The organism is Magnetococcales bacterium, from assembly GCA_015231925.1.
Lineage (GTDB): Bacteria > Pseudomonadota > Magnetococcia > Magnetococcales > JADGAQ01 > JADGAQ01.
This window is the reverse complement of sequence record JADGAQ010000004.1, coordinates 11,546-38,335: the sequence shown is the minus strand read 5'-3', so window position 1 is coordinate 38,335 and position 26,790 is coordinate 11,546. Positions and strand designations below refer to the sequence as shown.

The window sequence follows — 26,790 nt, the reverse complement described above, 5'->3', positions numbered from 1 at the left end:
GTGTCATCCCACCGGGGTGATGCTGCGAATGCGAATCCCGGAGCGACGCGCCCGGGAAAGCTGGTTTTGCCAATAATCGATATTCTCCCGAATCTCTTTGGCGTCAGCGCGGGTGATTGTTCGGCCCGCGATTTGGTACGCCTGGTTCTTGGCTACCGCCAGATCGGCGGCGAGCCACTCATCCAGGTGGGTCTGGGCAATGGCTGCGGGCAAGGCCATTAAGTGATCCTCCGAATGATGCGGCGAGGCGCAGTATTCGCCGGCGGCGGCTTTGGCGCCGGCTGAGGTGTCGGTTGCGGCGTTACAGCGGGCGCACGCGGTTCTTCCTTCGGAACATCTTCCCGAAGGTCTATTTCCGTCATTTTGTCGGCCACTTGATTTAGTTTCAGTCCGAGGTGTTTCAATCCAGCAAGGGCAGCCATGGCGTAAACCCGGCAGTCCAGGGCTTCGTTTCTGGCGTGCTTCTCCTTGACCCAAACCCTTACCGGCGAGCCGCGATGCCATTCCGTCACGGCTTTTTCAGCGGTGAGCTGGTCGAAGTATTCCTTATCCCGGTCCATGGGGAAGTGCATGTAGCCGGGGCCGGAGGCTGTCATTTTCAGGCGGAAAGCGATGTCGTTCTTCGCCGCATCCACCCCCAGCATGTAGATCGGGGTCTTGTTCTTGGTGTTCCGGCTCGGCTTTCCCGGCCAGAGCGGTTTGCCTGGGACCGAATAGCCCTTGCCGGCCCAAATTCTTCTGCTTTGCCTAGGTCGAACGAAATCGTAAACCTGTGTGGTGTTGTGACCTGCGGAGTCGATCACGCAAGCCTGGATGTGGAGAACAACGCCTTTCCGGGAGTGCTGCCAGGACCGCAAAAGCTCCTGGTCCAGTGCTTCCCAGACCTCCTTCCCGGAACTGTCCCCCCACAACACCTTGTAAGCGATGGACCAGGATTCTTCCCCGGCGCCAAAGCCAACCACCTCCATCTCGATCCGGTCCGGCTGGACATCAAGCCCGGCAACCAGAACGGCGACCTGAGGAGGCAGAAACGGACCCCAAACTTCGCGTCGTTCGAGGAGCCCGGTCGGATCAACACCTTCCCCGGAATCGTCCCAAAGCTCTCCAAGGCTGGAGTTGGTCCAGACCTGTTTGAGTTCCTGACTGCCTTCGGCTGCGAGTTCCTGTACAGCCAAATCCCCCCAACTCACCCACGGGGAATAGAGCCCGGAAAGCCAAAAACCGGCAGTTTTTCCGCCCGGTTTCGCTGCAATCCAAACCCCTTCGGCCATCATGGCCGCCTTGTGATACTCCTGGATTACAGCCCGACAATGCTCGCACTCGTAGAACGCCTTCGAGCGGTCGTTTTCCGGGAACTTGACCTGCTTCCAGACCAACGTCTGGAGCTGCTTGCAAAACGGACAGGGGACGAAGAACTTCCGCTGGTCCGAATCCAGATAGGCTCTCTCGATCCTCGAAGAGCCTTTGATTTTCGGCGAGGAGGTCAGATAGATCTTCCTCTGCCCCCGAAAGGTGTTCGTTCTGGCCTCGGCGAGCCAAACGGGATCACCCTCGCCGCCAACGTTCCCAGGCCACCGCTCCACCTCGTCACCGGCCAGACGCTTGACCGCGATGGACATCAGACTGGCGGGAGAATTTGCCCCCTTCAGCCAGACGACTGCCCCGTTCCGGGCAACCTTCAGATTGGTCGAGTTCCCTGAATCCCTGGATTTCTGTTCAACCACCAGATCCTTCAGAATCTGGTTGTCGGCAATCATGGGATCAAGGCGTGTCTGGGACAGCGTCTTGGCGAGATCCATCGTCGCCGTGACGACAGCCATCGGTCCGGGCGAGTAGTGGATCGAGTACCCTATCCAGTTCAACAGGATCTCTGTTGCTCCCACCTGGGAAGGCTTGACGAACACCACCCTTTCGAACAGGCTGCCATCAGACAGGCAGTCCATGATCTCCTTGAGGTACGGGGTGCGGCTGGTGCGCCACCGCCCCGGCTCGCCGGCAACCTTCAGAATCCGATGCTTATCGGCCCATTCCGAGACCGTGATATCTGGCGGGGGGCGCAGAGCCGCCGCAGCCGCCTTTCGGACTACAAACGCTCCGGATGCCAATCATCGGTCCTCATGCCATTAAATATTGACCCGCAAGAACATCCTGGGATCCTTTTCAAGAGCCTCTTCGACCGTCAGATGGTATCCGTTTGCTGTCAGGAGTTGCTCCCCAAGACCCGACCTGATGGCTGCCAGGAAAGCGGGCTTGTCGCGCAGGAAAAGGCGCGAAAGTTGGTTGTCTGGGCGGGAGATATCGGTGCAGCAGCAGGCGCAGCCCGTTTCACCACGCTCAACCCAAGCCTCCCCGGGGAAGGTCTGTTCCAGGATTTTTCGAATATCGTCATCGAGAAAGAAGGCAAGCGGCTCGACGTTGAAAACTGGCCACTTTGCGCACGGTTTTTGAATGAACCCGTGATCAGCCAGAGCCAATTTCCTTCGGTTGCTGTCGTCGGCGCGGTTGCCCCATACCAGCACTTTGGCATCCATGGACTTCAATGCCTGTTTGGCCGGCACCTCTTTCAGGTGGTAGCAGCATTGCACCGGCGAGGATTTCAGCCCCGGACGCTTCTGCTTCCAGAAGGTGTGGCCCCGCTTGGGGCCGATCGGGAAATGGCCCCGAGAACGCCACATTTCGAAGGCCGTCACCCCTGGGCGAGTAATGGTCAGGGGGAGTTGCAACTTTCCGGCAATTCGCTCCACCTGGGCGGAAGATCCTGGCGTTCCCAGGCCTGTATCGTTGTAGAGGAGGGACACGTCAGGCCACAACCGTCTGGCGAGTAGAGCCGCGACGGTGGAATCTCGGCCACCCGAAAACATGACCACGCGCTTTCCAGGAGCTGCAAGCCTATCCACGTCACGCATGATGGTCATGGCGGCTGAAATTTTTTCCTGGAAAGACAGGTTCTGCATTCTGACAATATCGGCGAGGCGGTCTTTCAGTTCCTGCCCGCTGATCCGTGCATAGACTCCAACCGGCATCGCTACCCCCTAAAACTGACTTTGATTCCCCTGCCGTAATACTCAGCACGGAGCTTTTCAGCGTCTTCGGCTGTTACCGGACCCGAAAGGACAATTTCCGCAACCTGCAAAACGTCCCCCTTTGCCCGCGGCTGCTCTGTCGCCTTCGCGCTCCCCCATGACGGCAGTTCGGCGCTAACCTCCTCGGATAACAGGTCAAGCTCTCCAGGAGCAAAACCGGTCAATTCCAGGTCAAATCCGTCTTCCGAAAGAGCGATCAACGCTGCCTCAAGAAGTTCGCTATCCCACCCCGCATCCAGGGCCAGCTTGTTATCGGCCAGGATGTAGGCCCGGCGCTGGGCGTCGGACAGATGATCCAGGACGATGACCGGCACTTCGGCCAGCCCGAGCTTGCGGGCCGCCATCAGGCGGCAGTGTCCGGCGATGATGCCGTCCTTACCGTCCACCAGGATGGGCGAGGTGAAACCGAACTCCTTCATGCTCGCCGCCACCTTCCCCACCTGGGATTCAGAATGGGTGCGTGCGTTGCCGGCGAAAGGAATCAACCGATCAATCGGCCACTTCTCTACTTTTTCAGGCATCATCATTGACGATCTCGTCTGCGACGCCGTTCAGGGCATCATCAATCTCTTGCTTCAACAGACGAACGATTTCGCTCGCCTCCGTGGTGACAGCCAGGACAGGGCCCAACCGAAACGGAATGGCTCTCATGCGGTCCCTGACCAGTCCAAAAGACCTGGCAGTTGCCTGTCTTACCTCATCAGCTTTTACCAGTTCCCTGGCTCTTTTTTGGTACTCCTGCTGTGCGAGCTTGGCCTGAAAAGCCTCTTTGATAGCTCTTGCTTTTTGATAATCCGGCCCCTGTTCGGACGGGTTTCCAGCGATGGAACCCTGATCGGGAGGTTTCCGGGTCTGAGCCTGATTTGTGTTGGCGGCCCATGCGGCGTCGCATTTGTCAGGATCAAGGGTTCCGTCAGGCTCCGCAGTGATCCTTCCGCTGCTCAACGCCTTACGCACGGCGGTATGCGACACGCCGCGACGTATGGCGTAAGCACGGATTGACATTCCCATCACGGTTCCCTCAAAATGGTGCCCTCCCTGGAACCTGGAAACCCGTTTTCCGCCGGCACACTACAAATATGTTGGGGTTCGAACGGACCCTCGGGATTCGCCGTCCGGAAGTACCTACCCTTATGTGGTTATGAGGCGGGGAAGGGGGTCGAACGAGCCTCGTCCCAGCAGCCCCCAGGCCCAGCCCAGACCCACCTGCATTTCCACGGGTGGTCGCCATCAGCCGAACCTGGCAAGCAGCCCACGAGACGGACGCATGTTGCCGCCATGTCTGGCAGCATACCGGGCGATTGACCGCCTGATCTCGGACTGCAACAGACCGGGCAGGATCTCGTGAGCCTTGTGTTCGCCGACCTCGTAGAACTTGAACCGTTTAGGGTATTTCGGTTTGACGAAGTAGTAGACCAGCCTGCCGTTGAAGCGGATGCCGTAGGGGTTTCCCCTCTGATCTTTGGCAACCGACACCTCGCGGCGTACCCGGTTGCGCCTCCGGGAGCGAGCCGTCGCGTTCTGCTGGGCGTTTATCTCCAGGAAAGCCTGCAACCCGGACAGAATCTGTTGAATCTGCCCCTTGTTCGGGTTGCCCGCCGAATCGTATTTCGTCGCCGGCGTCGGCACCCACTGCTGATTGATGGGCAGGACGCCCTTTATCTTCAGCAGCCGCTCGCTGGCCTTGTCACGTCTCGGTCCGCCGAACACCTGGGGTTCGAGATAGTGGCTCTTCCGCTCCGCTCCGGAGTCGGCGGGCTTTTTGAACCAGTCAGATGCTTCCATTCCGTTTTGAGAGGATGCGGTCTGGACCTTCAGGCTGTTCAGGGTGTAACGAATCGGGCGGTCGAAAACGCGCTGCATCTCCGCCCTTTCAGCGCTTCTGACCTCGTAGGCGGTTTTGTTGATGGCCACCTTCGTCCCGAACTGAACCGCTGACCCCATGCCGCTCAGAATCGCCCGGATCTGCTCGACATCGCTTTGATCAATCTGGATGACAGCCATTCAGTTTGTCGTTTTGAAAATGTAATGCACCGCAGTTGCGGCGACTCCACCGCCGGCGGCTCCCCATGCGGCGGCCTTGATTTCCACCGCCCGCAATCGGTCATCGAGCTTGGAAATCCATTTTGTAAGCTCCTCCTGCCGGGTCAGGATGGTCTCGATTTTCCCAATCAACTCCCCGAGACGGAGCAGAATGTCCTGCTGAACATCCATGTCAGTACTTCCAGGAGTTGGGCCGGACGCGCCATTTCGGGCCATCTGCCACGGTCAGGTTGTCGATGTGCAGAAAGCCGTGTTCGTTCCCGAAGCCTGTGCAGCCGAGACTTTTGGCTACTTTTTGGATTTGCTCCTGACGCTTTCCGGAGCATGCAATATCGACCGCGCGCCCTGTGGTGTGCGCCCCGTCCCGCCCACTGGTGCTGGCACGCTCGTTGTGGTCCGGGCAGCGATAACCGGAATTGATCGTCATCGGCAAGTCGCCGCACTCGAAGCGCAACCGCTCCAACAGGTCCATAAAATCCGGGTCCATGTCGGCGCATCCGCACCCACATTTGCAGGTCATCTCACCACGGGAGAAGTGCGTCCAGGGCCATTCGGCGGTCGTGGGGGGCATGTTGTCACCTTTAAACCAGGAGTTGCGCAAACCGGAAAAGAGCCCGACGGTGAATCTACTCAGCCCGATTGCCACCGGTTTTACCCTCAGGCATGAAAATCGCTGCAAAAGCAGAGATCAAGGAAAGTGTGTCCGCAATAGCCTTGACCTTTTCGGGAGACCCCCCGAAAGACAAAACAATTGGGGGAGCAAACTGAACCACCACAGACGATAGTCCAGCCCAAGTGGACGGTTCTTTCAGGCGATCAAAGATCGTGTTCACACTGTCAGTCTCCGGAAAAAAGAAACCCGCCAAGGTTTCCCGTGGCGGGCTGGAGGAGGCCATTCAATTTGTGCGGTCCGCAGGGCGTGCGTTCCGCAATCATAGTGTTCACTCTGTCAAATTTTGTCTCGTTTGTCTCACCGGAAATTTTTACCGGGAACTTTTATGGATGAAACTGAACTATCCTTCCGATAGCATATTTCCAACGTCTGTTTGCTGTCGCCCTTGAAATTCCAAAGCATCTGCAGATCTTCTTCCATGGGATTTCATCCGCCACCATCCACACCAGTCTTGTATGATTTTTATCAAGACAGCACAGCCAGTTGATTGCCTCGTCCATTTGGGTGATAGCTGCCGCTGTCGGAGGGTCTTCCCGGTAGGACGAATCGTCGTATCCGTAGGCCTCGGCTGCATCATGGACCACGTCGGGCCAGTTGGACCTGTACCCCGGCGGTTTGAGATCCTTCATGGGCAGTTGGCGAAGAGTGAGGACTGCCTCCTTCAGCCTTTTGGCAACGTCTTTCGGAGTCAATGCGATTTGGCTATTATTGGCCTCTAATTCGCGTTTTTCATTACGACCGCTACTCTGCCATTCCTTTTCCGAAATAACGCGAATTTGCCGGGCTACGTGCGTCGCGTTGGCGTGTTTCATTGCGCATCCTGCTCCATTGCCCAGTAAAGGATGGCCAGCGCGTCCGCCTCGTTGTCGTCGCCCGGAGCATGGCCCTTCGCCTGCATGGCTTCGATCATCAGGTCCTTGCCCGCATTACCTTTCCCGGTGGCGTGGAGCTTGATGGTGCCAACCGGGACACCCTGGTACGGGATCCCCCTCTCCTCGCACCACGCCGAAAGCGTTGCGAGGAAGCCCCCATAGACGTGGGCCGCCGTGGTGCCGATGTGGCGCCGCACCTCCTCGAAGGTCACCCGGTCGATTTTCCCGGCCTCGGCCACACCGTTCAGCCAAGCCCGAAACCGCAGGAAAGACATACCGCCTCCCTCGAATCGACCGGGAGCGAACTTGTTGGTCCCGCTGACGATGGACCCATCCGAGTGACGGATGGCCCAGCCGGTGTTTGTTCCAAGGTCCAACGCCAAAATCGCCATCATCCCCTCCAGTTGGTCACCCGCCATTTCTGGCTGTTGTAGACGACACGCCGTTTCCGGAACGCCCCGTAAGCAAACGGGTGGTCGTCGAGAAAATCGATTGTCAGTCCATCTTTTTTCCCTGGAGCTGGCCGGATCACCCGTCCAACTGCCTGCCGTAGCGGGGTTTCCCCGGACATGGGACAAGCCATCGCCAGACAGGACCAAACCGAGCAGTCCACCCCCTCACCAAGGAGCCCTTTGGTCCCCACCGTAATCTGGGCTTCCAGCATGGCGGACATGGCAGCGGCACGTTTCGCTGCCGGAAGTTTGCCATGAACCAGCACGGCCCCCGGAAGAAGCCTGGCCAACTCCTCGGCATGCTCCACCCTGTCAGTCAAGATCAGGGTCCGCCGGTTGGCGACTTTCCGAACCGTCGCGGCGATGAGCCTGTTCCGCTCCGCATCGGCGGTGATGGCTGAGACAAACTCGCTCCATCCGTGTTTTGCCGGGTCAATGCCTTTGGCCTGGATCCCAGTCGGCACCACCTGGATGATGGCCGGGACGATACCCCCGATATCCAACACTTCCCCGGCTTCGACGGTGGCCACCACATCGCCAAGCAAGCGGTGGATGATGTCGCCAAGCCCGTCACCACGGTCCGGGGTCGCCGTGAAGCCGTACCGGTACCGGGCAGGGAACAGGCCGATCACCTCAGCAAACGTTTCAGCGGGGATGTGGTGGCACTCGTCCACCAACACCAAACCGACAGATCGCGCCAGTCGTGTGGTTGCCTCCGGCCTCGATGCCAGTGTCTGGATGGTGGCCACGGTGATTTGTTGCCCAATGAGCCATTGCCCATCGCCGATCATGCCGGGTTCGACGCCAAGTCGCGCCCGAATCACCTCGCGCCATTGCCTGGCCAGTTCCCGGGCGTGGACCAGCACGACCGCTTTTTGCCCCCGACGCCGGATCAGCTCCAGAGCCGTGATGGTTTTCCCCGACGCGGTGGGGGACACGATCACCCCCTGGGTGTCGATAAGCGACTCCCTGACCGCCCTCTCCTGGTAGTCTCGCAACGAGACCTCGCGGAGACGCGCCGGGAAAGTAGCCGGAGATTCCACCCGGCAATCGAGCCATTCCGGCACGATGCCCATGCTTCCGGCCATGGCATGGAGCCGTTTGCCGAATCCGCGCGGAATGTGCAACCACCCGTCAATCTCCCTCAGCGTGGTGACGGTGGGGGACACGTAACTGCGTCGTCCGGAGGAGAGTTGGCGGACATACTCCGGGTTGGCGAAGGTGTTGGCCTTGCGCACAGCCGCCAGCAGTCCCTGTGGGACCGGTGTGCGCACCTCGATTTTCCCCGTGATGTAGATTTCCATCGCTCAAAACGGGATATCGTCGCTGACTTGGGGTTGCTGGGATGCAGACTGCCGACTCTGCTGCTGATACCCTCCACCGCTGTTCTGCTGGCTCCCGTGCTGCGGTCCGGAAGAATTTCCTCCCTGGTCGTTGTGTGGGGTCTTTTCGGCCAGAAGGAGGTAATGGGTCGGTGAATTTTCACCGGTGCGGTTGTTGTTCGGGAGGATCATCAACTTCAAAAATCCGAGGGAGCCATCCAGGTATTTTCTTCCGTTCTTGCTGGTCTTCTCCCACAGACCGGTTACCCGGTGAAGGTTGGTGCATGGTTGAAATTGTCCATTGTTATCGCTCACTGTTTTTCTCCAGTTGATGTTGCGCCAAATAATCCAGCCTCGCTTTTTCTGCGAGAAATCCCCCGCCGCGAAGCCTCATAACCCGCTCCTGCTTTTTCGCAAACTCCAGGTAGTCCTTGGTGATCTTGACCAGATCGAACCCGTGCATCACCAGCCAAAGCACGCCCGGAACCTGCTCCCAGGTTTCGGCTTTGGCGGGTTCAAGTCCGCCACTAACCGTAGCCCGGTCCCATCCACCGTCGACCAGCGCCTGGCCGCAAGCCCTTTTGAAGGCGCAGAAGACGACATCCACGGCTGTTTTTTCGTCATCGGTCAGTGGGGTGTCAGAAGTCTTGGACATGGCCGGACCACTCGAACATCGGGGTTGGTTTGTGGGCCCATCCCTCCAGGTACTGTTGGGAGGCTGAATCGAACCAGAGACGAACTTGGCCAGTCCAGGTGCCATTTCGCTGCTTTTGCACCACGAGGCCGCCGTCATGTTCTTCCTGGATCGACTCCGGAGTAGCACCTCCAGCCAATTTCTTCTCCTTTGCGAAGTTCCTGGTGACCTCGATGACGTTGAAGGCGTTGTCGCCAATTGCTGACGACCCCTTGATCTGGGCCCCTGGTGACGGGATCCCTTCCATCCGGTTTTTCCGGGAATGCGCCACCAGGTGGATGTGGACGTTGCGGCTCACGGCGAACGAAACCATCTCCAGCATGGCCGCCTCCTGTCCGGTGTAGTCCTCGGTGGACACTCCCAGGCGCATCAGGGAGTCGATCACGAAAATCTCCACCCCGTACCGGCGACGGGCGTAATCGCAGACCTGCAGCAACTCCTTCACCTCGGCCTTGCCCACCAGGTCGTAAATCCACAACCCTTCCGACAGCCGGTCCATGGCGGCCTCGATGTACGGCTTTGGCGGATACGCCATCCCCGTCATCTGCCGAACCATCCGTTCGAGACTGCGAGCAGAGCGCATTTCGAGACTTGCCAGCAGGCAACGACCACCGCGCATCACCCACTGGACGATGCTTTGGCCCAGGGCCTGGGACTTGCCGCACCCGGTGTTGCCGGTCCATACGGTGAGTTCGCCCGGTCGAAACCGGAGTCTGTTCCCGATCTTGTTCCAGGCGGTTGGCATGCCCGGCTCGACGCCGCCCGGTGGGTAGAACAGATCCAACACCTCCGCCAGAAAATCGTCCGCATTGCGCAACGTGGGTGGATCGATGGAGCGGGCTGCGACGAAAGCAGCGGCGAAGTCGGAGAAGGTGCCCCCACGAAGGTGCCACTCGTTGGGATCCTTGGCCGGAAGGTCCACCACCCGGCAGCGATGGCGCCCCAGACGCTCCACCAGTTCGACGACAGCTTTCTGCCCGGTCTCATCCTGGTCGAAGCAGAGGTAGATGGTTTCGAACCGCTCCAGGTGCGGGTATTCGGTTTCGACCCATGCATGCTTCGCCCCGGTGCCGCCGCCAAACGGGACCGACAGGGCGGGGAAGCCCTTGCCGTAGAGGGTCAGAGCATCGATTTCCCCCTCGCAGATGGTGACCGAGCGGGCGTTGTCGGAAATGGCCTGCCAGCCGAACAGGCATGGCTCGCAGTTTGCCTCCACGGAGACGACCTTTTTGCCTTCCGGGGTGCGGTCGATGCCGATCCGCTTGACGAAAATCAGCTCTCCGTTCCGGTACGACGGGAAGACCATGTTCCGGTCCTGGAATCCGACGCGATAGGCATCGATGGCTTCCGGGGAGATTTTTCGCTGTTTTGTCAGATAGTCGTCAACCGGGGTGTCCTGGCGAACAGGCGTTCCGGGCGTCTTCGGCCTGGAATACTGCCGGGGCCGATTGACCAACTCCGGCTCCTTCATGCCCAGCCATTTCCGGATGTCTGCCAGGGATTGAGTCAGGGTTTCGTTTTTCACCGCCTGCCAGAGGTCGATCAGATCCCCTTTCTGCCCGGTTTGAAAGTCCATCCACAGCCCCGCCTTGCTGCCGGTGAGGTGGACCTTCAGGGATTTGCCAGGCTCTCCGGAGATGGAGCCCACCTCCCATTCGTGGCCTTCGCGTTTTCCCTGGGGGAGCAGATATTCCGCCACCCGCTGAACGCTGGATGCCAGCGCCCGTTTGATGTCAGTGATGTCGTTCATTTTTCAAAGGGCTCCTGCCCAAGAGTCGTCATCGGGTTCGCTTCGGCGTTTCGTGGCGGCTGCCGGCGGCGATGTCTGCCGTCTGGTGATCTCGTCCTGCAGCCAGAGACGGAAGGCTGCGAGCCAGTTTTCCTTCTGCGCCCCTTTGGCCAGGTAGTGATCCCGGAACCTGGGGAACTCCCTGTCAGGGTCGGGCCAGCCTTTGGCTTTGGCTTCGGCGCGGAGGTCTGCCGTCAATATGGCGTCTGGTGATGCCGGGCAGGGGGTTTTGATTTGGCGACCATCGGCCCGCGCTTGCGCGGAATTGTGTGTGTTGTTTTTATTTACTTCCACTTCCACTTCCACACGTGCTTGCACGTGCTTGCACGTGCTTTCATGTGACGGCACGTGCTTGCACGTGCAAGCATATGCATTACATGTTTTGCAGAGTTCCGGAGGAGGGGGAATGACCGATTCCGGCTCTTTGAGATTGCAGTGCTGATGCTCCTTGAAGGTGGGGATGAACCCGTATTTTTTTCCCAAAACCTCGTAGAGGACAACCATGCCTCGACTGACCATTTCCTCCAGGAGCTGGTTGATTTCGCAGTTGTCCCCCGGCAGCAGCCGAAGCTTGAAGGCCATGGGTCGCCACTCCAGCCTCCCTTCCCGGTCGGCCTCCATCCACAGCCCGATAAAGAGCAGTCGCGCCAACGGGGAGAGACTGACGATGTCCTCGCTGGTAAAAAAGTCCCGTTTTATGGTGCGGATGTTGGCCATGGTCAATTCCTACTGTTCTTCACTATTTTTCCTATCCATTTTCTCTCGCCTCCATTCCGCATGAAGGGCTCTCCAGTGATCGTTTCGGCGTCTTTCCCGTTCTTTCATCCACTCAATCCATACCTTCCTGGTAAGCTCTTTTTGGTCGAAAAACTTCATGTGAAGAGTGAAAATATAGACCAGCATAAGCAACATGATAGAGGACATTATTCCACCCTCCTGAATTCCACTCGCCAAACCCAAGGATTGTCTTCCCAAGGGTAGCCGCGCTTGGCGTTGATTGAGTCCCAGTATTCAGCAAAACATTGTTTAGCTGGATCCATAAAAGCATTATTGTTCTTTGGTAACGGAATAGCCTCTTTACAAAATTCCTCCAGCGTTAATTCGTGCAACCTTTCCGCCCACACATCCACCACGTCTAGGATGATGCGGGAAACCGAACGAGGCATAAAGAGAGGAGATTTCCAGCCATCTTCTATGTGACCGGCAGCGTCATCCGTCCGATACAAAACGCGGTCCTGACAGCACTCCATAGGCATCCATGCTTCTTTGACCCAAAGTCGGTCTCCGCGCTCGCCGTAAGGAGACCGCCAGAACCGCAAGCTCCCGTTTTTTGTCGAATTCTGCGGGCCAAAGAACCATTCACAACAAGACCTGCCTTGTCGCAACGACCAGGACGGGAGTCGATAATCAGGGTTGCGTTTATCCTTGATCGGTTGCGGCTTTATCACTCTCCTGGTAACAGTCTTCCGGCCATCCAAAATGGCCCGAATGGATTCAGCGTTAAAGATGATCGGGCGTTCTTTCATCTCTTAAAACCCCATCCCCTATAGGACAAACAGCAGAAGGATAATCATGGGCTTGACACTCATCCGGTCTTTCATCGTAAATTGAACACGATGTTTTTCCGTCATCATCATCAATAAGATGTTCGCACGGTGCCTCAAGGGGAGGCGGTGGCATCGTCTTACAGCAATGTCCACAACGTAGGCACTGCATTAGACCGCCCCCACCGAAACCGCTGCCGGCATCTCCATCGAGTATTCCTCCCACGTAACAGATTTAAAAATTGCCTTGTGGTTGACCCATCTAGCGAAGGCTGCCGCCATTTCTGAAGGTTTATTGGTGCCATCTAAATACGGTTGCGCGAATGGGTCAAGATCCATTCCTTTAAGGAACATCACTCTCTCCAATGCGTCACTGACATCGTCCACAAGTACATATACTGAATACCTCCGTGGGGTGACATTGTGCCACCTAAGGAGTGTTACAGCTTTTTGCAATGTTCTTATCTGGCTTGAATGGTCACAAGCCAGCCTTAACGGCTTGAGCCATTTTACTCTTGACAATAATTTTGCAATATTATTATCAATCAAGCGAGCGTCTAGACCTTGATTGATATCGATTCTGAGTCCAAGCTTGGCAATCTTTTCTATTTCCCTGAGCCCGTGTTCATGGGCCAATATGTTATTATCAAGCAATACCAAGTCTTTATGAGCTAAAAACTCCTCTATTTCAGCATGCGCTGAAATTTCTCCTTCCTTGGATGGAACTACACACCAAGTACAGTTCCTAATACAGCCTCTAGTGGCGAACCCCATGGAATAGTTAATTCCGTATAGAGCATAGTCAGGCATAGAGTGTTCTATTTCTTCAGGGAGCGTTTCCGCGCTCCCATACCCTGTCCCGCCTAACAACGCGCCTTTAGGTAGGTAGGGGTCATTATCCGTGAAACTGAATATCTTTGATGAATACACGGACTCATACAGTGCTTTATTAAGTGAATTATACCACTCACATTCCAATCCCAGAGATTGAAAATATCTACTGATCTTCATAAGTGCCAAATTAGGCCAGCCGGTACGATCGGCATCGTGCAGGCCGATCATTGCGATAACCCCACGCAAGCCGCCATCTGCCGCACCCATATGGGTGTCGACCCAAGGACAAACGTCTCCCCAGCCCGCGCGAGCAGGATGGCCCGACCAATCACCTCCGCTACGGCTCGCGCTGCGGGCGGGGGGACGGCGTTGCCAATGGCCATCCGCCACCTGGTGTCCGAGGTGCCGTCAAGCGGCTCCGTCAGATCGAAACCTTGGAGCGCCGCCAGCTCCAGCGTGGTCAGGGGCCGGTGCCATGCGCCGCCGTGCAGGGCGCGAATGACGAAAACTCCACGATCTTCCGGGGTGGGAAAAAGTCTGGGATCGGCGATGGACCACCACCCGTTACGGTGGGTCGCGGTGCCGGTGACGGCGTGGGCCGGTTGATCCATGTCCGCCACCCCATAATGGCCGTGGCTTTTATCGCCCAGCGCCACCCGTGGATCCGCAATAGACCACGGGCCGTTGTCGTGGCAGGCGGATCCCGTCACCGATCCCGCCGCGCCATCCCAGGGGCAGATGCCGAAATTGCCGCCGGTCTGGTAAGACGCCTTGCCATCACTCCAGACGCGGGGGTCGGCGATGGAAAAAGCTCCATTGGTCGTCCCGGATTTGCCGGTGACGGTGCCGATGGTGTCATCCATCCGATTGACCCCAAGATGGTCATCCCTGGGGGTGGCCAGGATGGCGTAATCCCGCAACACCCCATCCTCCACCCGGAGATCACGCAGGGAGCGCCAATCCCCACCGGGCGGAATCATGGCCAGCCGGACCCAGGTGCGCCACGACAGCGCCGGCACCCTGTGCATGGGGTTGGCCTGGGGTCCGATGGGTACCGGCAGCGAGCCAATCACCTCGCCGATGGTCCGCAGCGGTTTGCGGACTGGCTGATAGAGGTAAGCCGGCACCTTCTCCAGGTGGCGGGCAACCAGGAGGAACCGCTTCCGCGATTGAGCAAGCCCGCCAAGGTGGCCGCAATCGTGGACGGTCTCCGCTGCGGCGAAGCCGTAGTGCCGGAGCAGCCCGACGATTTGGTCAAGCAGGTGGTGGCCCCGGGTCGCGATGCGGGGCACATTTTCGAGGATGACGAAGGCGGGTGGATCGTCGGCAAAAGCCTCCAGGGTAAGCCAGATCCCGCGCAGGGCCAGCCGATTCATGGCCTGGTATTTCGCCGTTTTGCTGGACTTTTCCGGCAGCAACCCCGAATACCCCTTACACGGCGGCGATGTAAAAACCACGTCCGGGTACTCTCCACCGGCAGCCCGAAGGACATCCGCCGGTGTCGCCTCGCGCCATCCGGCAGGCGGCTCGTGGCCGTGCCAATCGGTGTACTGCTCCCGGTCGAACAGGTCCATCACCGTGCCGGGGGTGCCGGTCAGGCGGGAGAAGTCCCTGATGCAGGCCGGATCGGAGTCGATCCCGCCCAGGCAGCGGTATTGCCCCTGCACTCCTGGAATGCGCGGGGAGGCCTGCTGGAAGCCCATGGCTCCACCGCCGATCCCACAGAAGAGGTGGAAGTGGGTGAGAGTCATGACGCACCACCATGCCGCTCGACAAGCTCACACCCCTGCTCAAAAGCTGCCCTGCAGCGCATCTTTTGCCATGCAGATTCCGATGGAGACCATCGCCATCCGTTACTCTTCAGCTTCTGACGAAATTCGAAGTCAGGCTTTTCTGTCAGAAATATCTGAATACGGTTTAAATTCTTGCTGTCCACAACACGGGCACCCCCAAACTGCCGCTCGCCATAGTCGGCGGCATCGATTATCTTCATCCTGCTGATGCGCTCCTTGAGTCTGCGCATCTCGGCACTGTTGTTCGACAGCTCGAACGACTCGAACGGTCTCCCTCCAGACCAGTCCGGACGATACGAGCGAATCATCTGCTTGGTTTCGTCGGATAATTCAGCGGTATCGAGGGATGTCGGATCGTTCAGAAACCGTCGGTAAGCCGCATTCACCGCCAGCATGTGGGTGTGTTTCTCCTCAAGCCCATCAAGCCTCTTCTCAAGCTTCTGAACAGCATCCGGATCGTCGGCGGAAATTGCAGTGTTGGATTTGGCTGCTTCAACCTTGGCGGCCAACTCGTCGGCTTTCTCATCAGCCTCGATACTTTTCCGCATAAGGTTATGCATCCGTTCCTGGTCTCGCCTAGCGGACCGTTCCGAATGATGTCCGACGAGAATCGGTTGTCCTCCATAAAACCTCTCGCCGATCTGCGCATTGCGGTCGAAAGCGGCGGCAGACTCCCGCCTCTTTCTTTCTTCCGCATCTTCGAGGTTGCGGATTCTTACGTTTCTTCGCTCTTCGAAATCGCGCCTGCCTCGTGTGTCGCTCATCGGTAACCCTTCGGCCCTTTACGGGCTTTTCTGTTTTGCGGAACGCTGTTGTATCCCCAGTTACTGCAAATTCCGACGAACACCACCGCCTGTTTCAGAGTTTTGCCGCGACGCTCGGAGCCTGACTTGATACTCCGCAGCACATCTATCCCGATAGCGATAGCCTGGGGAGGCAGCATGACAACTTCGCCTTCTTTCATTTCTCTTCTCCAACATAATCAAAGCACGAGGTAAAGCCTGAGAGGCACATATCATTCACAGATCCGTTATCGCACAAGAGATACTCTTCGCCGCCAGCACATCTCACCACTGCTCTGCTGCAAGATCCTTTCGGCAACTCAAAATCCGGACAAATCCCGTTGCCGACACAAAACGACACATCAAAGATTTCGCAATCATGAGCGTGGCATCTACTGCCATTTTCGATAAAGAACCGGCAGTTGCTCATCGCTTCTTCCGATCTCTTTTCCGATTGATTTCCATTTTTTCTTGAATGGCTTGAAGGGGGGCAATCCCGTACCGACAAGCGAGGGAGATAAGGACAATCATGCAATTCGCTATCTCTCCAGGTATGTCATGTTTTCGCTCTGTGCCATAGGGTATAGTCGCGTTTTCTGCAACAGCAAAAGTAAGTTCCGTCACCTCTTCCGAAAGTTTCTTCATCATTTTAAGAGGCGTCGTACCGGGAAAGGTTGCCTTGTGCCACGTAAAGATGCTTTCTGCGGTTTCTTCCATTTTTAGGCTCCTGGATACCCACCCATCAAGATTACATTTACCCGTCTTGCCGATAAGCCAACTCTCCGCGCAATCTCCACGGAACTTGCCCCTGCAATGGCAAGGTCGAATATCTGTTTGTTCCTTAAAATCCTGAAAGCGTTATCCCGCTTTGGGATTGCCAACCATGTGCCGGCAAAACGTTCCCGAAGTTTCTGGAGTGCGATAGGATCAAGAAAGGCGAAATTCTTCTTATTTCTTGATGTGGCGCCAATATAAATTTTCTTTCCTCCCTGCCGCATCAATAACTCATCCACGCCTCCAATCCCGACGATATCAACAAGCTCTTGCAACTTTTTAGAAAGAAGCGGAACAATCTCGTCCTCCGTAAAGCCACCGATATCGACTGGCATCTTATTGTTCCTTCGCAGTCTTGATGCTGGCCACGGTGCCGTCCTGCACCCAATAGCATGCATCGAAATACCGTGACACCGTTTCGGCGTAGTCGCGTTTAGCGGTCATGGCGATAATGAAGGCCGTGGTCTCCGGCAGCTTCGCAAGCATCCCCAGAAGTCCCATTCTGCCTTTGGAATCCAGGATGTCGGCACCGTCGAACATCAGAAGTTGGGAGCCGTCCAGTATCGCGAGTGCGGCCTGCATGGTGGCTTGGCAGCGGTATTTGGCTGACTCGGAAAGAAGGAAAAACGGATGTCCACCGAAGGCCAAATCCATGCCTGGAAGGAGAGTGACCGGCCCCCATTCCGCTGCCACCGACAGACTGGCCAGTAGGCCGTTGACCTGCTGCAAGACGGAGCGGAGCTTTTTCGCTCGCAGACCCTCCTGAGTCAGAACCTCCTTCGCCAGCGCCAGTCGTGCAGCTCGACCGGCATACCCGGTTGCTTCCGTCCAGGCCTGGAAGGCGAGGCAATCGTTTCGCGCCTTGCCTTCCAGCCCGGCCAGACGCAGAACCTCTTCAGCCGAGACGGCGGTGGACGCTTTTTCCTCCGCGACTTCAACCTCTTTTTTGGCGCGGCTGATTTCCTGGTTTCCGAACAGGGCGAGAGTGATGTTGCTGGACTCCGTCTGCAATTCGTCCCGCTTTGCTGACAACTTTTGTTGTTTTGTTTTGATCTCTTTCTGGCGGGTCTCGCGGGCCTGTTTGACCACCGCCTCGATTTGCTTTTCAAGGTCAGCTTTTTCGACCTCCAGCTTTTCGATTTCCTGGTTGAGGGTTTCGATCGCTGAGCTGATGCCGCAATTGTGCTTTTCCGTCTCCTCCAGCTTCTTCCGGGCTTCTGCGATTTCGGCGTTGATCTCGTCCTCCGTCCGGACCGTTGCCAGTTCGACGACACCAAAGTCCACGAACAGTTCGACGCCGCACGCCGGGCACTTTCCGTTGGCGTTTGACCTTTCGGTTGCGTCCGCAGTGATTTCCGGCTCGGACCAACCCTCGCCTTCGAGGGTCTCGATCTCCCGCTGTTTCTCGGAAATCGCCTCGGTCTTCAGCTTCAGTTGGGCGATAAGATCCTTCGCCCCTTCCTGATCATCCTTGACGGCCAGAGCTGCAATCTCCTCGTCGAGGGCTTGGATCTCCAGCTTCAGCCGGCTTATTTTTTCCTGAGTTGGTCTGGTTTCGAGGGTGGGCTCTTTGGCCTTCAACCGCAGCTTCTCCAGGTTTTCGCCATCCACAGCCTGACGGGCGATGCCGTCTTTGTAGTTCTCGGAGGCTGAGGTCAGTGCTTCCTGCAACCGCTCTGCGGTTTCGTTCCGCAGCTCCTCGCGCCACCCTTTCGGCGTCCAGGTCTTCGCCTTTTCGGCTCCGTAGGCCTCTTTGGTCACGGCCCGCCATGCGCCGGTGGCCTCGGACCACATGCTGGAGATCTTGGCGAGAGTGCCCTCCCAGCCTTTTTCCTGGATCGAGACCCAAAGGAACTCGACGTATTTGGTATCGGTCAGCCCAACGGCACCCAGCTCGCTGACCAGGTCTTCACGGGTCGGCTCCGTCGATATCCCACCCTTCGCCAGCGCAGCGGACAGCAGCTTCATGCGTGTCGCCTGGGGCATCGACATCCATTCGACCTGGCTAGCCGACATGGGGGTCAAGGAGATCGGAGGCTTGCCCGAAACGCTGTTGGCAGGCCATGAGATGGTGATGGCGGTATCCGGCCCGGTCATGGTAACCGTGGCTTTTTTCTGCCCGTCATGCACCATGATCGCCGACTTGCCGCGAGGCACCAGTTCCTTGCCTTCACCGTCCATCACCGGGATCACCTGCCCGGTCCCGCAGGCGGATATGGCTCGGAAGAGGGAGCTTTTCCCGGCGCCGTTCGGCCCAGCCACCAGTGTGAAGCCGTTCTGGATGGTCAGTGTGGCGCTGGAAAGGCGCAGAAAGTTTGAGGCGTGCAACATCACCTTCATGGCAGTTTTCCTTTAGAAAGGATTTTCGTCCGGGCTGATGCGTTTTGCGGTGGGCTGCACCTTCGGCATGGCCCGTTCGGACTCCTCCTTCATGATCTGAATGAATTCGGCGTTGCCCTTGGCCATCGCATCGAGACGGGCATGGTTCGCTTTCCCCGCCCGGAAGGCGCGGGCGTCATCGGAGTGTTCCCATGTCCAATCGTGTTCGCGGCACAGCTTGCGGAACTCATCCGCAGTCATGCCGGACTCTTCCTTTTTGGGCTCCGGGGTAGGGGTAGGGGCCGCCGTCACCTCTGGGGCAGGGGTAGAGGTGGCAACGGGCTGCTCCGTCTGCACGACATCAGGCTGCCCGGAAGGCTGGAACGGAAGCTCCTGCTCCGGTTGAGCCTGGGGAGCCTCCTGTTCCAGCTGTTCCTGTGCAGCCTTCTCGTCAGCGGCTTTTGAGATGGCGGACAGTTCAGGGATGTGGCTCTGAAGACTGGCCCGGTCGGTTTGGGTGATAGTCTTCCACCACCCCCGGAAGGCTTCAGTTCCTCTTGCGGCAACGCGCTTGGCTTCGTCCCCGACATCCCTCTGAACACCGGCGGCCCACTGACGAATCGCTTCTCCGGTTGCCTCCGAAAGAAATTCCCCCGGCTTGATAGCGTGCAGTATTTCCTGCGGGGCTTTTATCTTCGGGATGTTCGAGTTGCACCAGCAGTCCGGTTTATCCTGAAACATGGGCTTATGATCATGCCCAAGCAGAATAGACACCGTCATTTCGTAAATGATGTTGTTCCTGTTGTCCGTCACCGGCTCCAGGCCTGAATCATAAGGAGTGCCGCCACTTTTCTGCTTTATTCCAGACTTGGCCCGTAGAAGAAAAATGACATGCATCGGGCTTCGAAGAATAATATTCATCATCCGTTTGTGGTCGGTTTTGGGCCTTTTCCACTTGGATAACCCCTTTTCAGTGCTGGATTCCGCCTGATCCAGGACACCGCCCTCACCCTCCCAGACGTGAGAGGCGGAATCGATGATGATGCAGTTGTATCCCCCGGCGTTCTCAAAGGCTTGGAACGCACCCAGATAGTTCTCAGGCGTGAAAGGAGGTTGCAAATCAATATGTTCAAACTTGCCGCCGACAATGCCCGCATAGTCCAGGGCGCGGCGATTTTCGGTGTCAATGAAGCCGATTTTCCCGTGCGGACCGACGAGACCGCGTGCGAGTCGTAGCGCCGAATGGGTCTTCCCGGAGTAAGAAGGCCCCCATATTGCTATTCTTGCAGGCCGCTCTGTTCTGACAGCGGGCTTAATTTCATACACACGCATCAATCAATCCTCCTCCAGCAGGGCATAGGCTGGGAACTCGTGATCCTTCAGGACGGTATATTTCGTGGTATCCACCCACGGAGCGGCACCAAACCTGGAAGAACAGTCCATGAACGTTTTGACCCCCTTTTTGTACAGACCCTGTCCGGTGGAGAAAATCAGCCCCTGGCTTGGAATCTCCTTAATAACCAGGTTGTTGGCTTCCCCGCTCTCGATGAAGAGAAAGAAGAATCGGGGCGGCTCCTGCATCCGATTGACGAGACCGGTGCAGAGCGCGTGATTCGGCTGACCGAAAACAGCGCCCTGCCGTATCAGTCCTTTCGCAGCCTGCACCGCGTCGAAATAGACGGCGGCTTGGATGTGGTACTTCCGGTTGGCGATGGCCCGAATGACCGCCTGGTTGGTATCGACCTCCATCACGTTGGAGAAGGTCTTGATATCCACCGTTTCTTTTTCGCGGAGGTAGTCGACGCGGGCCTTCATGCGGCACCCAGTCTCTTCATGAATCCAAAAAATGGAGACTTCCGGCGACCCGTACTGGAAGACCTGACGCCCCATGGGGTGGGCCTCGATCATTCCGGCCATGGCTTCAATCTGGTCGGCGGTCTCGCTCTTGATTACCTTTCCGCCGGGAGGCAGATTGGCGTGGAAATCGCGCAGAATGATCGGCCAGAGTTGGGCACCCGGGTCGTTCTCGATGATCCGTTCGGCCATCTCCAGAAGAGTCCCGGACTTTTTCAACCCAAACCATCCACACCGCTCCCGTAGGGCCTCCACCCCGTCGAGCAGGTTCGGAAAATCCTCCTTCGCCGGAAGAGCCCGATGCAGGCGGCAGAAGTCCTCGTAGCCGAAGAGAACCCGGTGGTGGAAGAGGTGGCCAAACTCCTTGGCCGGGGTCGAGTTGTCCACCCGCTTGGGGTTCATGCCCGACCTGACCCAATAGGTCAGCGGAGAAATCAGCAGGTGTTTTATGCCCGAGTACGACAGGGCAGGATCGTTGACGTACTCCTCGAACGGCATGCCGAAGTAGACCCCCGGCTCGTGTTGTTGTGTCTCCATCAAAGCCTCCATCCAAAGAACAGCAGCGCCAGCACGCGACCGGCAACAAAGCCAAGCAATGCGCCCACGGAGATCTCCTTACAGGGGGCAGGGCGTCTCTTCGCTCACGGGAAGGAGATCTTCCTGGAAGTCGCCTTCACCATCGAACGGCAACGCCAACTGTTCCGGAGCGGTTTTGACCTGTATCCCATCCGGGTCGAGGAAACCTTCGGCGTCGAGCAGAAGGAAGGCGACCTGCCCGCCGCCGGCGGACATGCCAAAAGCAGAGCAGGCTTCCGGGGATTTGGGGGCATCAATGATGATCCTGACGCAATCCTTGATGGTCGCCTGATTCAGGGTTCCGGTGACCACCCGGCGACCTTTTGCCGCCATAGCCAAGGCCGCCTGGGAAATGAACTCCTGACCGCGCTTGGTGATGGTGGCAACCAAGTCGTCGCGTTTTTCCGGGGGCATGTTGTCCCAGGCGGTTTTGTGTTCCTTGAAGATTTCCACCACCAGGACGACGAAAGCCCCCAGCATGCGGCCATTGGCCTCACCAAGCTCCTCGAAGGTGATTTCCTCGTCGACCACCGCCGAAGGCTGGACAATCACCTCGTCCTGCCGGTCGAGAACCGAGCCTTGCGCTTCGGGTTCCAATTCATCCGCTTCCTTTTTCACTGTTTTTCTGGCCATTTTGTTTACCTTTGCGTTGAGGTTTTTCGAGGTTTTCTTGCCCAGACGCTTTTGTTTCCTTCGCCTGGTACGAGTCGCATTTGCTTGTCAACCTTGCCCATCTCCTCCAGATCGGTCAGCGCGATGAAGACGTCACCCGCATCCATGTGAACCTTCGCGTTAACTCGCGTCTGGATTCTCCAGAGGTCTTCGAAGATGTAGCGCAGGCTTCTGAAGACAACCCTCCGACGCCACCACCTTTTCAATTTTTCAAAGGCTCCGAACATTTTGAAACGCCTCCATTCGTCATTGTTCTGGTATATAATTATATAAAGAATATTATTGTTGAAGGTTGGCCCGTAACGTGGGCCAGTCGTTCACCCGACTGAGGTGCTACTCGTTCCCTTCGTCGTCCTCCAGATCCTCGTCGAGCCCGTTGTTATCACCCAGGGCCCAGTTCAAGGTCTTCATGATGGTCTCGTTGCGTTCGGTCGCGTTGGCATCCCAGGCTTCCCCGGCACGATTGGCCAGGCTCTGAATTTCCTCTTCACTACGCAGCGGCATTTTTGAATCTCCTGACAGTTGATGTTTTCCGAAAAAGAAGACTTCCATTTTCCCTTTTTCGAGGTGTGCCGGTGTTACCCGGCTCTAACCGATCAGACGGCGTTTCACCGTCCTCGCCTCCACCCAAAGGTTGCCCTCTGGTTCCAGCGGCGCGCTCTCTCTGAGTCCTATCTCGGCTCCCGTCTTTCCAGGCTGTCAGCCAGCGTCGCCCCTGTACCCTGACCCAACAGTGCGGTAGGCGACTTTACCCCTTCTGACCCAGCGCCGCGTCAGAGGCAGAGTCCTTGTATTCCAGACCAGGCCGTGCAAGTTCCTGGCTTCCGGCGCCAACTCGGAATTTGTAAATGTTAATCGCCCCATCCGGACATGATCCGGAACCGGCCCCGCCATGGTCGGGGGAGTGCGCTTACACCATGGGGCGGTAGGATGCTTTCCCACCTTCTACCGATCCTCATGCGGGGGATGGATCGGCAGGTGGGCTTCGGCCTGCATCTGCTCTATCCGGAAAATCCCCGAGGGAGACAGGGCGCACCGCCGGAACGTGCTGTATAGGATGCCGGGCATGAGTCGGCTTGACTGCTCCTACGGACAGAGGGGATGCTTCGACTTCACCTTCAGCCTTTGGGGCACCACAGATAACCATCCAGTTCAGCCACTTTTTTCCCGCAACAGGGGCAGAATTCCGGCTTGCTGCTAACCCGGCCACGAACCTGACCCTCCTGGGGGTCCGCCTTGATCACCCCGCCGTTTTTGATCAAATGCACCTCGTCGCCAACGCGGATGTCGTTCGTGACCACCTGTCTCCATGACGCCAACAGGGTCAGTCCGGTCCCCTTGATGCTGGCCAGAACCATTCCGCTCTTTTCGATGGGTTCAACCTTCAGCACACGCATTTCGCTTCACCTTTTCGCCCTTCCTTTTGGCACCGCCGGAAGGTCCAAGGTCTCTTCCAGGCCCTGGACGTGTAGCGGTTGTTGTTGGACGACCATCACCTTGACTGACCGCTCCAGCCAGGAGGCGATATCGTCAGGGTGGAACCAGACTTTCCCGGCATCACACCATGGTGTGATGTAGTGGGCCGGGGCCTCGCCATTCTTGAGCATCTTGCTCAAGGCGCTGACCTTCGCCCCGATGAAGGCGGCTGCCTCATCCAAGGTCAGATGGTTGACGAAGGCATCAGGCTTTTCCATTTCAGGCCTCGCTGCGAGTCCTGGTGGTCGTCCGGCGTACCGGCTTCGCGGCTTTGGCCATCTCCTCCTTGGTGGGGATGATCTCCCGGAAATCGTCCATGGGGATGCCGGTGCATTTCTCGATGGTGTTGACCGTCGCGAGGTTCAAGGCTTCCGGGTCGACTCCCGGAAATCTCGACAGCCAATCGCTGACAACCTTGATGGCCCAAACCTTGTCGCTGGCAGATGGTCCTCTGGTCGCCTTCGTGGCGGGGGTGGTGGGGGTGGTTTCCATCGTTACTCCTCCTTTAGTTTGTGTTCTGGTTTTTTTGTGCATTTTTCCAAGCCTCTACCACCTCGCGGCGGTAGAGGGGCTTCCGGGCGTGAACCTCGTAGGCCGGTCCAAGCCCAGCCTTCCGCCAGCGCCGAACGGTGCTGTAACTGCGGCCAAGCAGCTCTGCGGCTGCGGTGGTGTCAATCAGTTCGTCCTGGTTATTCATTCTTTCCTCACTCTCAGCCTGGCACCATACTTGCTTAAATGGTGTCAACGTGTTCATGGGGAGGATTATTGCGAGAAATTGCAATCACCGTCAACGTTTTTCTGCAAGAGGTTGCAATATTTTTGACAAATGGTAAATATATCAAAGAAAATCAATGAGTTATCAGGAGATATTTCCCCAGCAGAGCTTGCAAGAAGATGCAACTTCGCCCATAACTCTGCGAAGAAGTACCTCGCCGGTGGTACCCCAAGCGTGGAAGCTGCCATTGCCATTGCTGATGAATTTGGAGTCAGTTTGGATTGGCTTTTGACCGGAAAAGGGGAAATGCGTCCCCAAAATCATTTTCCAAGCATTCTTGATGAGGAGTTCGTTTTTGTCCCGAACCCGAGATCAGTCAGAGGTTCCGCCGGGCATGGAGAGGAAGTCCTGGATGAAAGCGATGTGCGGCGCATTGCCTTTCGGCGCGATTGGGTGGAGCGGGAGATGAGATTGGATCCGAAGCGGTTGCAGTTGATTTCGGTGGTGGGCGATTCGATGGAGCCCACACTGCGAGACGGTGAGCTGATTTTGGTTGACCTTCGGGAAGAGTTTCGCATCCGTCATGATGCCATCTATGTGCTTGACCATAACGGCGTTGGACTTCGAATCAAGCGACTGGCCCGGATGTCTGATGGAGATTTGGTGATCAAAAGCGACAATCAGAACTATCCGCCGGAAAGAATCCCAGCGGATAGGTTGTCAGATATTGAGCTTCGGGTTGTAGGGAGGGTTGTTTGGGGAGGGAGAAGGATGTAGTGCCCGGTATTCTTTTAATCCAAGTTCCACTTGCTACGTAAAATGTACGGAGAGCCGATAGCACTATAGCAATCCGCCTTTTCTTTTTCTGAGGTTGTGTTTGAGCATATGCGCATTGCTCTCACTTTTGAATCTGCGGTGCATCGCTCCCACTTCGCAAAATCATCGCTAATCATGCAATTGCTGCCGATATGGTACTCCTTCTCCAGTCCAGTATAAATTTCCAATTTTCTTTTTTTGTCAATATCTTCGCGCTCTTTTGCAATTCTTTTGTTTGTCTCCTCAAGAAGATTGCTTGGACCCATATCAGGCAGCAATACTTGCGCATTTCCAATATTGGGAGCAATTGTTTTTTGGGTTTCAGTTGTCGATTCTGATGCTCTGCATGGTCGATTCCTGGCAATTGTTTTACCGTTTTCATTGCAATAGTAAATATCGGAATAAGAGGATACAGGAATGGTAAAAATTATTGCAAACATGAAAGTCGGTATTATTTTTGAACTGATTGCTATCATGTCTGTATCCCCCCTTGCACTGGCAGAGTTATCGAACATTTTCATCATCCTCGTCGTCTTCATACTGCTCATCGTCATCTTCTTCATGTTCAGTTCTGCGAACACGCCTTCTCGGAGGGTTTTCTCCCTCCTTTATCCATCCTTTTCTTCGATATCCACTAACAAGAATGCTTCTTGACACCAAAGAATACAATATCGCCGACATCCCAAACGAAGGAGTGAAAAGTAGAAAGCTGATAAGGGCATGTCCCCAATAGCCTTTTATCACAAAAAATATAGGAGCAAATAATAACGTCCACAGCCAAGTAAACCTAGATATCTTCTCTTTGTACCCGTTTGCCGGATTTATAAACGTAACCTCACTATTCCAGAACATTACAAGCATTACAGATAAAAACACCATCATAAAATTGAATATGCTTCCTGATATGGTGGTTATAATATTTTCACTATTTTGTTTTTCTTTGGTTACTTCGGGCGCTTTAGATGCTTTGGCTGTGGGAGATGTTTCTTTCTTTATTTGTGCTTCTTGTGTAACTCGTTGCTTTTCTTCCTTCTCTTTCTTCTCCCGATACGCCTTCGACCTAAACGCCCCCTCCTGGTCCCTCTGCGCCGCTGCCCTCTGATACCACTTCTGCGCCTCGTCTTCATTCTTCTCAACCCCGATCCCCAGGTCGTATGCTTCCCCCATCATCCGCTGGCCAACCACATTCCCCTGTTCCGCCGACAGCCGGTACCATTTCGCCGCCTCGTTGAAGTCGGTCGCGACGCCGACGCCCTTGTTGTACATCACCCCCAGCGCCAGTTGCCCGGATGCGTTTCCCTTGGCGGCTGCCTTCGACATCCAGCCAAACGCCTGGTGGGGATCCTGGGGCACCCCGTCTCCGGAGAGGTAGAGCTTCCCCAGCTCCACCTGGGCCTCGGAGTCTCCCCCGGCAGCTTTCGCGGTGAGGCTGGCCACGTCCGCCCCGTCAGCAAGAACGTGACAGGAGAACAAGACGACGAAAAGAAGCCGGATCATGGTGTGCATGGCGATTCCCAGGCGGACGTTGACGGATACCGAAACCATCTGGAAAACGATACCATTTCCGTGGCGTCACGAAAAAGGGTATCTACTTCCTTTCTATCACCTCATCATCGAACTTATCATCAAAATCAGCACGTTATAACCATTACACGCAACATCCGTGACATCCGCAACGCAACATCCGTGACATCCGCAACGCAACAT

Annotated in this window: 35 protein-coding genes; 1 reads left to right on the top strand and 34 read right to left on the bottom strand. The window is 56.6% G+C overall.

Annotated features, from left to right (window positions below; all coding sequences use genetic code 11):
- Positions 1–3: 3 nt before the first annotated feature.
- The 32 genes from HQL56_01135 to HQL56_00980 form a co-directional block, all read right to left on the bottom strand.
- Positions 4–219 carry a hypothetical protein gene (locus tag HQL56_01135; protein ID MBF0308119.1) on the bottom strand — a complete coding sequence of 72 codons (216 nt, stop codon included), beginning with the start codon at positions 217–219 and terminating at the stop codon, positions 4–6.
- Positions 219–2,105, bottom strand: coding sequence for a phage terminase large subunit family protein (locus HQL56_01130; GenBank protein MBF0308118.1), 1,887 nt, complete (start codon positions 2,103–2,105; stop codon positions 219–221). Before HQL56_01130 ends, HQL56_01135 begins: the two co-directional genes overlap by 1 nt.
- A gap of 18 nt (positions 2,106–2,123) precedes the next feature.
- On the bottom strand, positions 2,124–3,023 hold the full coding sequence (locus HQL56_01125; protein MBF0308117.1) for a phosphoadenosine phosphosulfate reductase family protein: 900 nt from the start codon (positions 3,021–3,023) through the stop codon (positions 2,124–2,126).
- Positions 3,024–3,025: 2 nt separating this feature from the next.
- Positions 3,026–3,607 carry a ParB N-terminal domain-containing protein gene (locus tag HQL56_01120; protein ID MBF0308116.1) on the bottom strand — a complete coding sequence of 194 codons (582 nt, stop codon included), beginning with the start codon at positions 3,605–3,607 and terminating at the stop codon, positions 3,026–3,028.
- Positions 3,597–4,094 carry a hypothetical protein gene (locus tag HQL56_01115; GenBank protein MBF0308115.1) on the bottom strand — a complete coding sequence of 166 codons (498 nt, stop codon included), beginning with the start codon at positions 4,092–4,094 and terminating at the stop codon, positions 3,597–3,599. The genes HQL56_01120 and HQL56_01115 overlap by 11 nt, the downstream gene beginning before the upstream one ends.
- 219 nt (positions 4,095–4,313) lie before the next feature.
- On the bottom strand, positions 4,314–5,087 hold the full coding sequence (locus tag HQL56_01110) for a hypothetical protein (GenBank protein MBF0308114.1): 774 nt from the start codon (positions 5,085–5,087) through the stop codon (positions 4,314–4,316).
- On the bottom strand, positions 5,088–5,297 hold the full coding sequence (locus tag HQL56_01105; GenBank protein ID MBF0308113.1) for a hypothetical protein: 210 nt from the start codon (positions 5,295–5,297) through the stop codon (positions 5,088–5,090). It lies immediately after the preceding gene.
- A gap of 1 nt (position 5,298) precedes the next feature.
- The gene (locus HQL56_01100) at positions 5,299–5,772 is read right to left on the bottom strand and encodes a DUF882 domain-containing protein (protein MBF0308112.1); all 474 of its coding nucleotides are present in this window, start codon (positions 5,770–5,772) and stop codon (positions 5,299–5,301) included.
- 350 nt (positions 5,773–6,122) lie between these two features.
- Positions 6,123–6,611: a hypothetical protein gene (locus HQL56_01095; GenBank protein MBF0308111.1), complete on the bottom strand. Its 489-nt coding sequence runs from the start codon at positions 6,609–6,611 to the stop codon at positions 6,123–6,125.
- The gene (locus tag HQL56_01090; protein ID MBF0308110.1) at positions 6,608–7,066 is read right to left on the bottom strand and encodes a hypothetical protein; all 459 of its coding nucleotides are present in this window, start codon (positions 7,064–7,066) and stop codon (positions 6,608–6,610) included. Before HQL56_01090 ends, HQL56_01095 begins: the two co-directional genes overlap by 4 nt.
- A complete protein-coding gene (locus HQL56_01085) occupies positions 7,063–8,397 on the bottom strand; it encodes a DEAD/DEAH box helicase (GenBank protein ID MBF0308109.1) in 1,335 nt (444 codons plus the stop codon). Before HQL56_01085 ends, HQL56_01090 begins: the two co-directional genes overlap by 4 nt.
- A 33-nt stretch (positions 8,398–8,430) precedes the next feature.
- On the bottom strand, positions 8,431–8,760 hold the full coding sequence (locus HQL56_01080; GenBank protein MBF0308108.1) for a hypothetical protein: 330 nt from the start codon (positions 8,758–8,760) through the stop codon (positions 8,431–8,433).
- Positions 8,750–9,100 (bottom strand): hypothetical protein, encoded by a 351-nt coding sequence (locus HQL56_01075; GenBank protein ID MBF0308107.1) that lies wholly within the window; start codon positions 9,098–9,100, stop codon positions 8,750–8,752. The genes HQL56_01080 and HQL56_01075 overlap by 11 nt, the downstream gene beginning before the upstream one ends.
- Positions 9,084–10,889, bottom strand: a complete 1,806-nt coding sequence (locus HQL56_01070) for a toprim domain-containing protein (protein MBF0308106.1) — start codon at positions 10,887–10,889, stop codon at positions 9,084–9,086. Before HQL56_01070 ends, HQL56_01075 begins: the two co-directional genes overlap by 17 nt.
- A 3-nt stretch (positions 10,890–10,892) precedes the next feature.
- A complete protein-coding gene (locus HQL56_01065) occupies positions 10,893–11,645 on the bottom strand; it encodes a hypothetical protein (protein MBF0308105.1) in 753 nt (250 codons plus the stop codon).
- A gap of 206 nt (positions 11,646–11,851) precedes the next feature.
- Entirely contained in the window at positions 11,852–12,454 is a 603-nt protein-coding gene (locus HQL56_01060; GenBank protein ID MBF0308104.1) for a hypothetical protein, read from the bottom strand.
- A 189-nt stretch (positions 12,455–12,643) separates the two neighbouring features.
- The gene (locus HQL56_01055; protein MBF0308103.1) at positions 12,644–13,414 is read right to left on the bottom strand and encodes a radical SAM protein; all 771 of its coding nucleotides are present in this window, start codon (positions 13,412–13,414) and stop codon (positions 12,644–12,646) included.
- A 116-nt stretch (positions 13,415–13,530) separates the two neighbouring features.
- Complete coding sequence (locus tag HQL56_01050) at positions 13,531–15,057, bottom strand: DNA cytosine methyltransferase (GenBank protein MBF0308102.1); 1,527 nt, start codon at positions 15,055–15,057, stop codon at positions 13,531–13,533.
- The gene (locus HQL56_01045) at positions 15,054–15,863 is read right to left on the bottom strand and encodes a DUF3560 domain-containing protein (GenBank protein MBF0308101.1); all 810 of its coding nucleotides are present in this window, start codon (positions 15,861–15,863) and stop codon (positions 15,054–15,056) included. The genes HQL56_01050 and HQL56_01045 overlap by 4 nt, the downstream gene beginning before the upstream one ends.
- Entirely contained in the window at positions 15,860–16,063 is a 204-nt protein-coding gene (locus HQL56_01040; protein ID MBF0308100.1) for a hypothetical protein, read from the bottom strand. Before HQL56_01040 ends, HQL56_01045 begins: the two co-directional genes overlap by 4 nt.
- Positions 16,064–16,307: 244 nt before the next feature.
- Positions 16,308–16,598, bottom strand: a complete 291-nt coding sequence (locus HQL56_01035; protein MBF0308099.1) for a hypothetical protein — start codon at positions 16,596–16,598, stop codon at positions 16,308–16,310.
- A 2-nt stretch (positions 16,599–16,600) separates the two neighbouring features.
- The gene (locus tag HQL56_01030) at positions 16,601–16,990 is read right to left on the bottom strand and encodes a hypothetical protein (protein MBF0308098.1); all 390 of its coding nucleotides are present in this window, start codon (positions 16,988–16,990) and stop codon (positions 16,601–16,603) included.
- Between the two features lies 1 nt (position 16,991).
- The gene (locus tag HQL56_01025) at positions 16,992–18,995 is read right to left on the bottom strand and encodes a hypothetical protein (protein ID MBF0308097.1); all 2,004 of its coding nucleotides are present in this window, start codon (positions 18,993–18,995) and stop codon (positions 16,992–16,994) included.
- A gap of 12 nt (positions 18,996–19,007) precedes the next feature.
- Positions 19,008–20,306: an AAA family ATPase gene (locus HQL56_01020; GenBank protein ID MBF0308096.1), complete on the bottom strand. Its 1,299-nt coding sequence runs from the start codon at positions 20,304–20,306 to the stop codon at positions 19,008–19,010.
- A 3-nt stretch (positions 20,307–20,309) separates the two neighbouring features.
- The gene (locus HQL56_01015; protein MBF0308095.1) at positions 20,310–21,365 is read right to left on the bottom strand and encodes a PD-(D/E)XK nuclease-like domain-containing protein; all 1,056 of its coding nucleotides are present in this window, start codon (positions 21,363–21,365) and stop codon (positions 20,310–20,312) included.
- Positions 21,366–21,443: 78 nt separating this feature from the next.
- Complete coding sequence (locus HQL56_01010; GenBank protein ID MBF0308094.1) at positions 21,444–22,037, bottom strand: hypothetical protein; 594 nt, start codon at positions 22,035–22,037, stop codon at positions 21,444–21,446.
- Between the two features lie 5 nt (positions 22,038–22,042).
- Complete coding sequence (locus HQL56_01005; GenBank protein ID MBF0308093.1) at positions 22,043–22,303, bottom strand: hypothetical protein; 261 nt, start codon at positions 22,301–22,303, stop codon at positions 22,043–22,045.
- A 106-nt stretch (positions 22,304–22,409) separates the two neighbouring features.
- Positions 22,410–22,580 carry a hypothetical protein gene (locus tag HQL56_01000; GenBank protein ID MBF0308092.1) on the bottom strand — a complete coding sequence of 57 codons (171 nt, stop codon included), beginning with the start codon at positions 22,578–22,580 and terminating at the stop codon, positions 22,410–22,412.
- Between the two features lie 614 nt (positions 22,581–23,194).
- Positions 23,195–23,473 carry a hypothetical protein gene (locus HQL56_00995; GenBank protein MBF0308091.1) on the bottom strand — a complete coding sequence of 93 codons (279 nt, stop codon included), beginning with the start codon at positions 23,471–23,473 and terminating at the stop codon, positions 23,195–23,197.
- Between the two features lie 6 nt (positions 23,474–23,479).
- Positions 23,480–23,770 carry a helix-turn-helix domain-containing protein gene (locus HQL56_00990; GenBank protein MBF0308090.1) on the bottom strand — a complete coding sequence of 97 codons (291 nt, stop codon included), beginning with the start codon at positions 23,768–23,770 and terminating at the stop codon, positions 23,480–23,482.
- A gap of 1 nt (position 23,771) precedes the next feature.
- A complete protein-coding gene (locus HQL56_00985) occupies positions 23,772–24,044 on the bottom strand; it encodes a hypothetical protein (protein ID MBF0308089.1) in 273 nt (90 codons plus the stop codon).
- 13 nt (positions 24,045–24,057) lie between these two features.
- Positions 24,058–24,249 carry a helix-turn-helix domain-containing protein gene (locus tag HQL56_00980; protein ID MBF0308088.1) on the bottom strand — a complete coding sequence of 64 codons (192 nt, stop codon included), beginning with the start codon at positions 24,247–24,249 and terminating at the stop codon, positions 24,058–24,060.
- Between the two features lie 129 nt (positions 24,250–24,378).
- Between HQL56_00980 and HQL56_00975 the strand changes: the two genes are divergently transcribed.
- The gene (locus tag HQL56_00975) at positions 24,379–25,044 is read left to right on the top strand and encodes a helix-turn-helix transcriptional regulator (GenBank protein ID MBF0308087.1); all 666 of its coding nucleotides are present in this window, start codon (positions 24,379–24,381) and stop codon (positions 25,042–25,044) included.
- A 14-nt stretch (positions 25,045–25,058) separates the two neighbouring features.
- Here the strand turns inward: HQL56_00975 and HQL56_00970 are convergent, their stop codons facing one another.
- Both HQL56_00970 and HQL56_00965 read right to left on the bottom strand, forming a co-directional pair.
- The gene (locus HQL56_00970) at positions 25,059–25,598 is read right to left on the bottom strand and encodes a hypothetical protein (protein ID MBF0308086.1); all 540 of its coding nucleotides are present in this window, start codon (positions 25,596–25,598) and stop codon (positions 25,059–25,061) included.
- Positions 25,588–26,589 carry a sel1 repeat family protein gene (locus HQL56_00965; GenBank protein MBF0308085.1) on the bottom strand — a complete coding sequence of 334 codons (1,002 nt, stop codon included), beginning with the start codon at positions 26,587–26,589 and terminating at the stop codon, positions 25,588–25,590. Before HQL56_00965 ends, HQL56_00970 begins: the two co-directional genes overlap by 11 nt.
- Positions 26,590–26,790 lie beyond the last annotated feature (201 nt).